This window comes from Nostoc sp. C052 (assembly GCF_013393905.1).
Lineage (GTDB): Bacteria > Cyanobacteriota > Cyanobacteriia > Cyanobacteriales > Nostocaceae > Nostoc.
Genome location: NZ_CP040272.1, coordinates 2,612,580 through 2,625,893, shown reverse-complemented (window position 1 = coordinate 2,625,893; position 13,314 = coordinate 2,612,580). Strand labels below are relative to the sequence as shown.

At 41.4% G+C, this 13,314-nt stretch carries 11 protein-coding genes and 1 CRISPR repeat array; of the genes, 6 read left to right on the top strand and 5 right to left on the bottom strand.

Annotation, left to right across the window (positions count from 1 at the left end):
• Window positions 1-4: 4 nt before the first annotated feature.
• Entirely contained in the window at window positions 5-568 is a 564-nt protein-coding gene (gene def / locus FD723_RS10380) for a peptide deformylase (protein ID WP_179065266.1), read from the bottom strand.
• A 227-nt stretch (window positions 569-795) separates the two neighbouring features.
• Here def and FD723_RS10375 point away from each other — a divergent pair, with 227 nt between their 5' ends.
• The 4 genes from FD723_RS10375 (at window position 796) to FD723_RS10360 (ending at window position 5,347) form a co-directional block, all read left to right on the top strand.
• Window positions 796-1,698 carry an ABC transporter permease gene (locus FD723_RS10375; RefSeq protein ID WP_179065265.1) on the top strand — a complete coding sequence of 301 codons (903 nt, stop codon included), beginning with the start codon at window positions 796-798 and terminating at the stop codon, window positions 1,696-1,698.
• A gap of 45 nt (window positions 1,699-1,743) precedes the next feature.
• Entirely contained in the window at window positions 1,744-2,550 is an 807-nt protein-coding gene (locus tag FD723_RS10370; protein WP_179065264.1) for a DUF3598 family protein, read from the top strand.
• Window positions 2,551-2,802: 252 nt separating this feature from the next.
• Window positions 2,803-4,296: a BamA/TamA family outer membrane protein gene (locus FD723_RS10365; protein ID WP_179065263.1), complete on the top strand. Its 1,494-nt coding sequence runs from the start codon at window positions 2,803-2,805 to the stop codon at window positions 4,294-4,296.
• A gap of 4 nt (window positions 4,297-4,300) precedes the next feature.
• Window positions 4,301-5,347: an isopenicillin N synthase family oxygenase gene (locus FD723_RS10360; RefSeq protein WP_179065262.1), complete on the top strand. Its 1,047-nt coding sequence runs from the start codon at window positions 4,301-4,303 to the stop codon at window positions 5,345-5,347.
• Window positions 5,348-5,625: 278 nt separating this feature from the next.
• A CRISPR array of direct repeats spans window positions 5,626-7,047; the repeat unit is 37 nt; unit sequence ATTGCAATTAACCAAAATCCCTATTAGGGATTGAAAC.
• A 45-nt stretch (window positions 7,048-7,092) separates the two neighbouring features.
• Here FD723_RS10360 and mnmE read toward each other — a convergent pair.
• Entirely contained in the window at window positions 7,093-8,487 is a 1,395-nt protein-coding gene (gene mnmE, locus FD723_RS10355; RefSeq protein ID WP_179065261.1) for a tRNA uridine-5-carboxymethylaminomethyl(34) synthesis GTPase MnmE, read from the bottom strand.
• 187 nt (window positions 8,488-8,674) lie between these two features.
• On the opposite strand from mnmE, the gene FD723_RS10350 reads away from it, so the two are divergent.
• Window positions 8,675-8,875, top strand: a complete 201-nt coding sequence (locus FD723_RS10350) for a hypothetical protein (protein ID WP_179065260.1) — start codon at window positions 8,675-8,677, stop codon at window positions 8,873-8,875.
• A gap of 414 nt (window positions 8,876-9,289) precedes the next feature.
• On the opposite strand, the gene fdhD is transcribed toward FD723_RS10350, so the two are convergent.
• On the bottom strand, window positions 9,290-10,129 hold the full coding sequence (fdhD, locus tag FD723_RS10345) for a formate dehydrogenase accessory sulfurtransferase FdhD (RefSeq protein WP_179065259.1): 840 nt from the start codon (window positions 10,127-10,129) through the stop codon (window positions 9,290-9,292).
• 143 nt (window positions 10,130-10,272) lie between these two features.
• Between fdhD and FD723_RS10340 the strand changes: the two genes are divergently transcribed.
• Complete coding sequence (locus tag FD723_RS10340) at window positions 10,273-11,454, top strand: serine hydrolase (RefSeq protein ID WP_179065258.1); 1,182 nt, start codon at window positions 10,273-10,275, stop codon at window positions 11,452-11,454.
• 376 nt (window positions 11,455-11,830) lie between these two features.
• On the opposite strand, the gene FD723_RS10335 is transcribed toward FD723_RS10340, so the two are convergent.
• Together FD723_RS10335 and FD723_RS10330 are read right to left on the bottom strand one after the other, a co-directional pair.
• Window positions 11,831-12,286, bottom strand: a complete 456-nt coding sequence (locus FD723_RS10335) for a cupin domain-containing protein (protein ID WP_179065257.1) — start codon at window positions 12,284-12,286, stop codon at window positions 11,831-11,833.
• 239 nt (window positions 12,287-12,525) lie between these two features.
• A complete protein-coding gene (locus FD723_RS10330) occupies window positions 12,526-13,305 on the bottom strand; it encodes a cysteine hydrolase family protein (protein ID WP_179065256.1) in 780 nt (259 codons plus the stop codon).
• Window positions 13,306-13,314: the final 9 nt, after the last annotated feature.

The window sequence follows — 13,314 nt, the reverse complement described above, 5'->3', positions numbered from 1 at the left end:
CCCCTTATGCTATTGGTTTCACCGCTTGATACGAGAAGCCATTCTTAGATAGCTCCTGGGCTAAAGTCAAGGAGTTTTCCACACGGTCTACAAATACCACACCGTTGAGGTGATCCATCTCGTGCTGAATGCAGCGTCCCAAAAGGTCACTAGCCTTTAATGTCCGGGGACGACCGTATTCGTCTTTATAGGCGATTTCCACGACTTCGGGGCGCTTCACTTCTAGGAATACATTGGGAATGCTTAAGCATCCTTCTTCAGCAACACAGAGGTCGCGGCTGACTTGTTTAATGGTGGGGTTAATCAACACCAAAGGCTGATTAGCTGCGTTTTCTGGTTCTAGGTCGATGACAATTAATTGTTTGTGAATTCCTACTTGGGGTGCAGCCAAACCAATGCCATCTTTGCTGTACATAGTTTGCAGCATTTCGCGCACTATTTGGCGAAGTTCATCATCTACTTTAGAAATTCGCTTTGCAGCTTGACGCAACACGCGATCGCCTAAATAATGAAGCTCCAAAGGTGGATTTTTTAACTTTTTTTTCTCTACAGCAATTTCAGAAGGCATGAGTCTTGATGGCTAGATGGTGAAAATTCCTACTATTTTAATTCTATCAAGTTGAGGAGTGGGGAATTGGGCATTGGGCATTGGGCATCTCCACAAATTAAATATGCGTTACCCAGAACCCTTGTAGAGACGTAGCACTGCTACGTCTCTACATTGTTTTTCGGAGATGTCTATTGGAAATTGGGAACTATGAATTACGAATTACGAATTATTGACTGGGGTGATTTGTGTTTAAATCTCTCACGAAACTTGACTATCTACTGAAAGAAACTTTCCTCGGTTTACTGCGAGGGGGTTGGATGAATTGGGCAGCTGTAAGTACTGTAACGGTGTTACTGTTTTTATTCGGCTTGAGTCTGCAAACCTCTTGGCAAGTCGAAAAACTCCTCTATCAGTTTGGTAGCCAGTTAGAAGTATCAGTTTATCTTGAACCAGATACGCGGATGGAAAATATTGAGCCGCTAATCGCCAAAATGCCAGAGGTGGCGGGGATACAAACCATTAGCAAAGAAGAAGCCTGGACGAAGTTAGTTAAGGAAATGAGAATTTCTGATATTGAAGGTGCTACCCAACAACTAGGTGAAAATCCTCTGGTTGATGAGATAAAGGTGAAAGCCCGGAATTCTCAAGTTGTGCCAAACTTAGCAACCCAGTTGGCTAAGTTACGGGGAGTTGAAACGGTGCAGTATGTTGATGAAGCAGTCAAACGCATTGCTCAGTTGCACCAAGGTTTGAACTGGATTACTTTCACAATTACAATTATTCTGACTTTAACAGCGATCGCAGTTACTACCACCACAATTCGGCTAATTGTCATGGCGCGTCGCCAAGAAATTGAAATTATGCAGCTAGTGGGAGCAACTTCTGTTTGGATTTACCTGCCGTTTATTTTACAAGGAATTGCCTTTGGTTTAGTTGGTGGTGCGATCGCTTGGAGTTTCATTTCTGTGATTCAACAGTTTCTCGGTAAGTTGCTAGTCAATCAACCTGAGTTTATCCAAGTCATCACCAACAGAGTGCAACTCACTCCAGGAGAAATTTTATTATTGCCCCTGATTCTTTTGAGCTTCGGTGCAGCTGTAGGATTAATGGGAAGCTTATTTGCTGTCAGACGTTTTGCTAAAGGATAGGCATTGGGCATGGGGCATGGGTAAAGGACAAAGGGAGAAATCTTTATGAAATCGCAATGGGAATGTTTTTTGCAGAATCTCGGTGTTTGGGAAGGTTCATTTACCAATTTTTCTCCCCAAGGAATACTTTTGAATGACACTCCTAGTTGTCTTTCCCTAGAACATTTGAACAATAGCCAGAAAGTGCGACTAACTCTGAGTCGTTCGGGACAAGATGTAGTCAGAGACTTTAGTTCTGTGGGAGGGGGTCTGCTATTTTTTGAAAATGGTTCATTTTCTGAAGGTTTAATTCAGCTAGGGCCATTTTCCGAATTTGGTGGAGAACTCGCCTTTGTTCATGAAAATCGCCGCTTGCGTCTGGTGCAACTGTTTGATAATATTGGTCAGCTAAAGGAACTCATCTTAATTCGAGAACATCTTGCTGGAACGCCAGCAGCAGAACGTCCACCCTTGCAGATAAATGATTTGTTGGGAGAATGGCAAGGCGAAGCAATTACAATATATCCAGATTGGCGATCGCCTGATACTTACTCTACAATCTTCAAATTACAACTTGATGATACTGGGCGATTAATTCAAAATACATCTTTTGGCGATCGCACAATTACCTCAACTGCTAGCATCAAAGGCCCCATTGTTCTCTTTGACCAAGATCCAGAAAAGCAGGTACAAGTATTATTTTTACCAGATGGTGCTTCTGCAACTTCTCCTCTCAAGGTGCAGTTACGCCAACCATTTTTTCTGGAAGTGGGTTGGTTAATCCAGCCAAATCTGCGCCAACGAATGATTCGCAGTTACAACGATAAAGGCGAATGGGTTAGTCTAACGTTAGTTACTGAAGAAAAGGTGTAATGACAAAGCTTAATTTATAAGAAGAATTCAGAATTTAGGAGTGCAGCCGGAGGCGGAGCGTCTCCGGTCAGAATGGGCTAAACCTTAGCTATCCGCTAACAGTATTAATTCTGTACGAGTGGGTAATGAATATTGGTTAAAAGCAAGTAGAATTGTGGGCGAAACTAGTATTAAATATTCTCTCATTACAACTCTATCTCTTTATGGGTAGAGTATTCTGAATTCTGAATTCTGTATTCTGACTCCTGGTTTATGCATATTCAAATAGCTGTAGTTGCGATCGCAGTAATGTTAGTAGGTGGGCAAAATCTCGAAGCCATTGCAAACTCGCAATTTTCTACCGAGGATGGCGTAGAACCTACATTACAGATGGAGGGAGGATATGCAAAATATGGTGATTATATCGGTTCAATTCCAGTAGATACTCAGTTTGTGGAGTTTTCTCAGAGAGTTGTCAAAGATATTCAGATTCGTTTTGTGAATAACAAAGATCAGTTACTCGATGACAAAGGTCAGCCGATTAAAGGACGCACTCAAAAAGATTTTATCATTGGTCTGCTGAAACTCAAACCTGGTCAGGTATTCCGTGAAGATTTACTAGAAGCAGACTTGCAACGATTGAGAAGATTAGAGTCATTTAATGAAGTCAATGTTTATCGACAAGAAGATACCACAAACGTTAATCTCATCTATGAAATCAAAGAGCGTGAATTCCCTGCTCTAATTTTCGGAGGCGGTAATAACGATGATGTTGGTCTATACGGTCAATTGGGTTATAGAGATGCAAATATTGGCGGTATTAACGATAAATTAGATACAACTGTGCAAATCAGTGGTAAAGATGTCCAATTTCATGGTCAATTCACTAGTCGTTATCGTCCTCAAGAACCAAACCGCTTAGGCTACACCCTTAGTGGCTTTCGTAGTCGTAATATATCGGGAACCTTCAACGAAGATATCAGATTGTCTAACGGTGACAGAGTGCGCGAGGGCAGGTTTGGCGGTTCTGTAGGAGTTTTAAAATCTTTTGATGAGTGGGATACAGCTATAAGTCTTAATTATACCAGGATTAGCCTACGCGATCGCGAATATAACGTTGCACAGGTAGATAGATTAGGGAGTCCTTTATCTGTGAGCGGTACTGGTATTGATGACTTATTTACCGTATCATTTGCTGTATCCAGAGATCAACGCGATCGCCGAAACAATCCGACTCAAGGCTCAATCCTCACCCTCAGCACAGAACAAGCGATTCCCATTGGACTGGGCAATATTTCCAGCAATCGCCTAAAGGGAGATTATATTCAGTATTTACCAGTTAATTGGATTGGTAACGGCAAACCAACCGACAATCCCGAAATGTTAGCGATTAATTTCCAAATTGGTACGATTATCGGAGACTTTCCACCCGCTGATGCTTTTAATATTGGTGGACTAGATTCTGTCAGGGGTTACGGTTATGGAAAAGTCGCCAGTGGTCGGAGTTATGGTTTAGCTTCGCTGGAATATCGTTTCCCAATCTTTCAGTCAATCGGAGGAGTTCTGTTTACTGACCTCGCTTCCGATTTTGGGTCTAGCGACAGCGTACTAGGCGAACCAGGAGTACTGCGAAACAAACCTGGAAGTGGCTTTGGTTACGGCTTAGGATTGCGAGTTAATTCATCCTTTGGGTTGATTCGAGGCGACTTAGGAATTAGCGACCAAGGAGAAGTTAGATTGGAAGTTACCACAGGTCAGCGGTTTTAATAGTATGACTAATTTACAAGTTGCTGATAAAGAGTTTTCACACCTCCCGATTATTGATATTAGCGCCTTGGTTTCTGGAAAAGGCGATCTCTGTCGAGAAGCCGCTTTGCGTCTACGCTATTCCGTAGCATCACAAATCAACCAAGCGTGTCAAGAATCAGGTTTTTTCTATATTATCGGGCATGGCGTAGACGAAAATTTGCAGCAGAGACTCGAAGAAATCAGCCGCCAGTTTTTCGCCCAGGATTTAGAAACTAAACTGAAAATCCGCATGGCTTTAGCAGGTATTGCCTGGCGAGGTTATTTCCCCGTTGGTGGCGAACTGACATCCGGTAAACCCGACTTGAAAGAAGGTATTTACTTTGGTGCAGAACAGGGAAAAGAACACCCACTAGTGCAAGCTGGTACTCAGATGTATGGTTCTAATCTCTTCCCCGCCAACATCCCCCAATTTGGCGAAACAGTGCTTGAATATATGGAAGCAATGACAAACTTGGGACATATTCTAATGACTGGTATTGCCCTAAGTTTGGGATTGGAAGCATCCTACTTTGCTGACCGTTACACCTCAGATCCCTTAGTGTTGTTTCGCATCTTCAATTATCCTCCAAACTTGTCACCGTCAGATGGTGAGCCGATATGGGGCGTTGGCGAACATACTGATTATGGCGTTCTGACCATTCTCAAGCAAGACAACTCAGGCGGATTACAAGTTAAATCCAAGTCACATTGGGTTGCTGCGCCTCCCGTTCCCGGTTCCTTTGTGTGCAACATCGGCGATATGCTAGAGAAAATGACAGCAGGTTTATATCGTTCTACACCTCATCGCGTACAAAACCAGTCGGGAAATCATCGCCTTTCGTTCCCCTTCTTTTTCGATCCCAATTTTGATGTCGAAGTGAAGCCAATTAAATTAGATCATATCGTGGTAAATGATCATACCGATCGCTGGGATCAAGCAAACATTCATGATTTTCGCGGAACCTATGGTGATTACGTTTTGAGTAAGGTGTCTAAAGTTTTTCCAGAATTGCAGCGATCGCTATTATAGGATTTGAAGCTATTTCTGTACATCCAATGCGCGGAAGGGTAGGTGTACAAATTCCACAGTCCGAAAAAAGCGCTTCTATCCCAACCCCAGCAAGCATTTCACCCCATTAATTGCCCAAACATCATCCGCGCAATGTCTGAAACGCTTACAAAAAGTGGGTTTCAGTCTTCAATCTTTCCCGAACTCTTCCCAAAGGAATTTTCTAATGCTATGATTACCCTAGATTCGCGCAACCGCACCTTGAAAACTAAATATAGCTTGGCTTTCAGCCTGCCGCGATTGCAATTAACCAAAATCCCTATTAGGGATTGAAACATCCCTTCCCTGCATGCCATCAAATAGCTTAACATTGCAATTAACCAAAATCCCTATTAGGGATTGAAACTTTGCATTTTCATTTTAAGAGCAATGCGGCTATCATTGCAATTAACCAAAATCCCTATTAGGGATTGAAACACATACATTAGGGATTGCAGAATACTTGGACATCATTGCAATTAACCAAAATCCCTATTAGGGATTGAAACTCAATATTCATTTAAGGAGGGTGTGCAGTAAATTTATTGCAATTAACCAAAATCCCTATTAGGGATTGAAACCCTAAACTTAGAACACACAAGGACAAGGAACCTAAATTGCAATTAACCAAAATCCCTATTAGGGATTGAAACATAAATACACAATCTTTTCAGTTTCAAACAAGAAATTGCAATTAACCAAAATCCCTATTAGGGATTGAAACGGTTGGGATCGGCTAACTCGCAATCTTTCTCCTCATATTGCAATTAACCAAAATCCCTATTAGGGATTGAAACCTCATATCCATCTTGCAAGTATGAGAACTCGCTAGATTGCAATTAACCAAAATCCCTATTAGGGATTGAAACTTCTGAACAATCCATACAATCCATCAAATAATTCCATTGCAATTAACCAAAATCCCTATTAGGGATTGAAACAAGCAATCTATACGTATTTATAACATTTCCTTAAATTGCAATTAACCAAAATCCCTATTAGGGATTGAAACGTTCATGATATTGACTATACATTTGTGCCTTCTCATTGCAATTAACCAAAATCCCTATTAGGGATTGAAACAGCAATAGACACCGGAACCCTAACCAATTTAGTAATTGCAATTAACCAAAATCCCTATTAGGGATTGAAACCAATATTTTCTGAGTATTGACATCCATCGTAGTAGGTTCGGATTGCAATTAACCAAAATCCCTATTAGGGATTGAAACGTAATTTTTGGTGGCAGTATATTAACGAAGGTGAGGTATAATTGCAATTAACCAAAATCCCTATTAGGGATTGAAACTTAAACAGTTTAGCTATGGGAATAGCTATACAAATGCTTGCCAAATTGCAATTAACCAAAATCCCTATTAGGGATTGAAACGCAGCTTAGTTTTTGAAATGTGATCGCTCTTGATTGCAATTAACCAAAATCCCTATTAGGGATTGAAACCGAACTCATAACTGAGGCCTCACTACTAATTAGTGAAATATTGCAATTAACCAAAATCCCTATTAGGGATTGAAACACATCACCGATATCATCACCGCCATTGAAGGTAATTGCAATTAACCAAAATCCCTATTAGGGATTGAAACGCATCGGGTAAAGTTGCCACAGTGTAGCTAGTTGTGCCAAATTGCAATTCAACAAAATCCTTATTAGCGATTGAAACCAATAAAACAGCCGTTGAATGGGATTCCTTGAGAATTTAACTAGACTACTTTCCAATACAAAATTTGCTGAAAATTCTCTCTAAAACTGACTCCGTTACTTCTTCTCCGGTAATTTCTCCTAAAGCTTGAATTGCACCTCTTAAGTCAATTGTCCAGAAGTCAAGAGGGAACTGCTGGGCAATTGTTGCTTGTACCTGTTCCAAAGAAATTTTTGCTTTAGTTAAAGCTGCTGCCTGCCTTTGGTTAATGGCTAAATCCATATCAGCCGCTTGTACTTTTCCAGATTGAGCTATCTCTAAAATTGCTATTTCTAAAGCATCAATACCTTGATTTTGGGCTGCGGCTGTAACAATTTTGGATTTCGCAACTTGAATTTTAGATTCAATATTTTTTCTATCCTCTTCTTGTAATAAATCGATTTTGTTAATTACAAGAATCAACGGACGGTGTTGCACCTTTTCGTAAATTTCTCGATCGCCTTCTGTCCAACCTGCGGAAGCATCGATAGTCAGCAAGACTAAATCAGCTGCATTAGCGGCACGATGCGATCGCTCGACGCCAATTTTTTCCACTTGGTCTGTTGTTTCCCGAATCCCCGCAGTATCTAGCACTTGTACAGGAATTCCCCCGACAACTAGCTGAGATTCAACCACATCGCGGGTTGTACCAGGTAAATCAGTCACAATGGCGCGATCGCTACGACTCCAAGCGTTCAATAAGCTCGACTTACCCACATTCGGACGCCCAACAATTGCCACTTTTAAACCAGTGCGTAGCAACTCACCTTTGTCTTTGGTTTCCAATAATCTAGTTATTTCTGCGGCAATTTTATCGATTTCTGATATGATGAACTTATGATCCAACGGAGGCAAGTCTTCCTCAAAATCAATCCGAGCTTCAATTTCTGCCAAAATATCCAAACAGTTAGCGCGTAACTGCCGAATCGGATGAGCTAATTTTCCTTGTAAACCAGCTAAGGCACTTTGAGCAGCTTGGGGCGATTTAGCTCCCACCAAATCAGCAATACCTTCAGCTTGAGTTAAATCCAATCTTCCATTCAAAAAGGCGCGGAGAGTAAATTCCCCAGGTTGAGCGAGTCTAGCCCCATTTTCCAAACACAATTGTAATACCTGCTGCACTGCCATAATTCCCCCGTGGCAATGGAATTCCACAACATCTTCACGGGTGTAAGAACGAGGTGCTTTCATAATCAGCAACAGGGCTTCATCCACTAATTGTTGCGTCTGGGGATGGCGAATGTAACCGTAGAGAATCCGGTGACTTTCCCAAACTTGTCGCCCTGGTGCATGAAAGAGACTTTGGGCTAGAGCCATTGCTTGAGAACCGGACACCCGCACAATACCAACACTACCCTGTTGGGGGACAACAGCAGTAGCGATCGCGGCTATAGTTCCAGTAGTAGCAAAGAGTTCTGACATGAGTGCCCTTAATAATAGTTAGGAGTAAAAATCATAACTTAATAACTCATAACTTTCTGAACGAGAGGTATTTAGACTAATGAGATGGCAACTTGACAAGGTAAAATTTACCTGGAGGGTTATACCTGATAGTGAAGAGTTAGAGACGTAAATTATAACTCATAACTTTTAGAGAGAGGAATTTACTGTGGAGCAAAAGATTAACTGCGCCCAAGCCTGTGTTAACGGATGTGTTTTAGGAGATAAATGCCCCAATGTCGAGTTTAGAGAGGCAGCCGCAAAATTTATTGAAGAGACTCCTTTAGACAAAATGCTAGAGTTGGCACAAGAACGTCTGCGGAAAAAAATCACGGAACCGCCAAAATGGGTTTTTCCTGAAGATCCATAGCATTCGAGGTGTAAAATAATTCCGATGAAACAAAATACAAAACTTTTGCTTCGTCAGTACGGTGTCGTACTCTCAACGATAAGCTAAAAAATATCTAATTTGCATAATCGAATTAAACATAACTCTTGTGGGATGGACATCTTGCCATTGGTGTCAACTTAACGTGAAAGCAAGTCTATAACTAGCTTTTAGATTGCCTCGTTCCCAGTCGGAGACTGGGAATGCTCGTCTTTGAGGCTCCGCCTCTCGAACTTGCGGCAGAGCCGCTTTTGAGTTGCATTTCCAGCCGGAGGCTGGAAACGAGGTTTTATAACTCTTGTGGGGTAGGCATCTTGCCTGCCATCTGATGCAATTTAAATATGGAAGAGCTTAACACACTCTACAAAAGTTACTCTTCATTAAAAAACCGTGTTCTTAAGTAGCGTTTATTCTTTGTAAACCAGTATAAATATTGAACCGTTCTCCGCGCAGAAATCCAATTAAGGTAATCCCGAATTCTTTGGCGACAGATACCGCCAAACTACTAGGAGCGGAAACAGAACAGACAATGGGAATTCCAGCAGTTGTAGACTTTTGCAAAATCTCAAAACTAGAGCGTCCGCTAACCAGGACAATACAATTATTTAAAGGCAACTCGTCACTGAGCAAAGCTGTACCAATCAATTTATCTAAAGCATTGTGTCGCCCAACATCCTCCCATAGGTTTAACAGTTGTCCTTGAGCATCGAAGAGAGCCGCAGCGTGTAAACCCCCTGTAGCAGTGAAGATACTTTGAGCAGCCCGGAGCTTGTCTGGTAAGCTATATATAATTTCAGGTGTTACCGTTGGGCCAGAAGGAATCACCGGAAATCCCCGCAGACGCAAAGCCTCAAGGCTAGCTTTACCACACACCCCACAGGCGCTACTAGTATAAAAATGACGCTCCAAAGGCTGTAAATCTAGAATTAACCCATCCCGCAGTTCTACATTTACGATATTATGGCGTTGCTCACCATCTACCGATTCATCTACACAGTAGCTAATACGTCGAATATCTTCCCTGCGGCTAACGACTCCTTCACTGTAGAGGAAACCAGCAGCTAGTTCAAAATCTGCTCCTGGTGTCCGCATAGTAACAGCTACCGTCTTCTGCAAAGGAACAAGACGGATTTCCAAAGGTTCTTCTGTAGTGAGATGATCTAAACGAGGATGTACTTGACCTTTTTCCATTACCCAAACAGTGGCTTTGGTTTTGCTTTTAGTTGGCATTGTCATATTTTTGGGAGTTGGTGAATTTAAATTTTGATACTAATTTGGAAACAGAGTAATGCTATTTGTATATCAGGTGTCAGTTTGATGCTCACCAACTACTTTGTGCTATTGAGTTAGATCGGCTAGGTTGCTGTTTAGGAAGTAAAATGAACCTAAGATTTTTGGCTTTCAGTAAAATTTTATTTGCAACAGTCTTTGTAATTTCTCTTGGTTTTGCAGGATACTTAGTGGGTGATAACATTAGTCAGAGAGTAATTGGAAAATCTCTTGCTAAACAAGTTATGCCTACCTCCACCGTCGGAAAAAGTTCTCAACTACAGACCCTTTTAAATGAGATAGTTGCAGAACAGCGAATTCCTGGTGCAGTCATGTATATTATTACACCTAAAGGTTCTTGGCTAGGAGCATCTGGTGTGGATGACTTGTCAAGTAAAACTCGGATGAAACCCACAGATGGCTTTTCTATTGCCAGCATGAGTAAAACTTTTATGGCGGTGGTTGTGCTGAAATTAGTGGAGCAAGGAAAGATAGAATTAGATCGGGCGATCGCAACCTACCTACCAGCAGACATCAGTCCTCATATTGTCAACAGCGACAAAATTACAGTTCGTCAACTGCTCAGCCATACTAGTGGTGTTGCTGAATACCTAGAAACAAAAGAGTTTATTCAAGCTACTGCAAAAAGAAGTCGCTCACAGCCTTGGACAGCCAGAGAAGCTATTCAGTATATGTACCAGGAAGAACCGCAGGCAAATCCTGGAGAAAAATTTATTTATACTGATTGCAACTATATTCTTTTGGAACTGATTGTTGAAAATATCACAAAAGGAACTCTCGCCCAAGCAATCCGCAGTCAGATTTTAAAACCATTAGGATTAAAACATACCTTCACAGAACTGCGCGAACCGGCAATTGGCGAAGTAGCTACAGGTTATGGCGATCGCAATAAGGATGGTAAGCTAGATAGCTACGCCCAAGTCAATGATGGCAATGGTTTAGGAGATGGGGGATTAGTTTCAACAGCAGAGGATTTAGCCAAATTCGCTAAAGCATTATTTGTCAAAAAAACCTTACTCTCCTCGAAGATGATGAAAGAAATGCTGAAATTTCGAGATAATGGCGAAGGCTATAGCTATGGGTTGGGTGTAGAACGGTTCTCATCTCCTTTGGAAACAGCAATTGGGCATAGTGGTACAGCTTATGGCTTCGTAACATTGCTTGCATATTTACCCCATCAAAATACCACCATAATAGTGCTGCTAAACAATCAGAATGTTGATATTAAATCAGTAGCTAGGACAGGTCTAGATGTTGTTGAGAATAAATAATAGTAATTTGTAATTATGCTTGTAAGGGTTAAAAAAGGGGGAACCGGAATCAAAATCCCCGTTTTGAACGGGGATTTAGGGGGATCTAAAATTTTTGATACCGACAAGAGGACTTTTCAAACATCCTCTAAGGAAATTTATAGCGCTTCTGGGTTGAGTGCAATAATGAATCGTCATTGCGCGAAACGAAGCCATGCCCGAAGGGCTTTGTTTGCCCTTGGCGTTCCCGCAGGGTAGCAATCGGAAAGTATAGATGTTGCGATTGCTTCTCTTCACTACGTTACGCTCGCAATGACAAATTATGTTTTTACACATTTGGAATGTTCCCTACACCGTAGCTTGTGGAGAGAGATTTAGATAGAGGTTTCAAATATTTTTAACAGGGCATCAAAGCATTAAATCTTCCTAATACTGCCATATCTTCTGCATCTAACTCTGACGGAATACCACTGCGAATCAATTCTGAAAAGTCTTCATTGGGAACCATAACAGTCAAAGTGTACAAGCGAGTAGAACCAGTGTTTTTAATCAAATGAGTTCCAGTAGGAGGTACTAATAAACTATCCCCAGCTTTGATTGTGGCACTCTTGCCGTCACACATAGCGATCGCTTCTCCTTTGAGAACAAAAAACATTTCCACCGCCCACTGATGGCGATTTGGCGGTGTTTGTCCACCAACATCAAAAATTTCTATACAGCAAGTCAAGGAAGTATTAGCATTTGTGGAATCAAAGATGATTGCTAATCGATTAGTGTCGTTGGGATTGATGCGATATACTTGGTAATCTTTGGGAGATTTGATCACCGGAATTACACAACGAGTAGCGTACATTTATTTATCCCCTCTGAAGTTATCGATGGGTATGAAAATTCCTAAAATCCAAATTCTGAATCACAAAATTTTAGATTTTAAATTTTGGATTTTAAATTATTCAATCCAGAATCCAAAACTTAAAAATTTCTGATGGCAAGCGAATTTAAACGCGATAGCGATAAAAAATCTAAAATCCTTGATCTAAAAAAGAGTATTTATACATGGGATCAATCTAAAATCCCAAATCCAAAATCGATTCACTCCTCACTCTTTTGCAGCGCTGTTAAAATTGCTTGCGATTCAGCAACAAAACCAAAGCATTGTTTGACGTTATACAGTGTCGCCTGCCAACAATATTCAGGAGAAGTAGTAGCAGTACAGTCTTTAACTAAAACGCAATCATATCCTAAGAAGTTGGCATCACATAACGTGGTTAGCACACATTGATCAGCATTAACACCAGCAAAAAATAATGTTGTCCTTCCCAGATTCCGCAAGATACTATCTAATGGCGTATCCCAAAACCCACTCATGCGGTATTTATCCACACGAATATCTTCGGGAAGCTGTTCTAATTCGTCTACTACCGCCGCAGCCCAACTACCTGCCATGAGTACTCTAGCACCATTGCTCGGCAGTGGATCGCCTAATCCCACACCCTCCCCTGTGGGATTATAGACGTGACGCGAACTAGCACTAATATTGAGCAAGTCGGGACGATTCCCCCAATTTACCCAAATGACTGGAACACCAACCTCACGCAGTTCGGGAAGTAAGTTATTCAAAGGTTCAATGGGCTGACGCGCCGGAGTTACATCTACGCCGATATGCGCTAACCAGCCATCAGGGTGACAGAAGTCGTTTTGCATATCAATGACGAGGATAGCAGCTTTTGCCAAGTCTAGATGCAGGGTTTTTGTTTCTGTTGATAAAATAACAGGCTGTGGGGTCTTTTGAGGACGAGTGATATCTGCGATCGCATGATTCACTGTCCATGTATTTGGTGATACTCCCAATGTCCGAAAAGGCAGATTCATAAAATTGCA

Coding starts and splice junctions, on each gene's coding strand:
- FD723_RS10335 (WP_179065257.1), bottom strand. CDS start 12,286: ATGTACGCTACTCGTTGTGTAATTCCGGTGATCAAATCTCCCAAAGAT.
- mnmE (WP_179065261.1), bottom strand. CDS start 8,487: ATGTCAGAACTCTTTGCTACTACTGGAACTATAGCCGCGATCGCTACT.
- FD723_RS10360 (WP_179065262.1), top strand. CDS start 4,301: ATGACTAATTTACAAGTTGCTGATAAAGAGTTTTCACACCTCCCGATT.
- FD723_RS10330 (WP_179065256.1), bottom strand. CDS start 13,305: ATGAATCTGCCTTTTCGGACATTGGGAGTATCACCAAATACATGGACA.
- def (WP_179065266.1), bottom strand. CDS start 568: ATGCCTTCTGAAATTGCTGTAGAGAAAAAAAAGTTAAAAAATCCACCT.
- FD723_RS10370 (WP_179065264.1), top strand. CDS start 1,744: ATGAAATCGCAATGGGAATGTTTTTTGCAGAATCTCGGTGTTTGGGAA.
- FD723_RS10340 (WP_179065258.1), top strand. CDS start 10,273: ATGAACCTAAGATTTTTGGCTTTCAGTAAAATTTTATTTGCAACAGTC.
- FD723_RS10365 (WP_179065263.1), top strand. CDS start 2,803: ATGCATATTCAAATAGCTGTAGTTGCGATCGCAGTAATGTTAGTAGGT.
- fdhD (WP_179065259.1), bottom strand. CDS start 10,129: ATGACAATGCCAACTAAAAGCAAAACCAAAGCCACTGTTTGGGTAATG.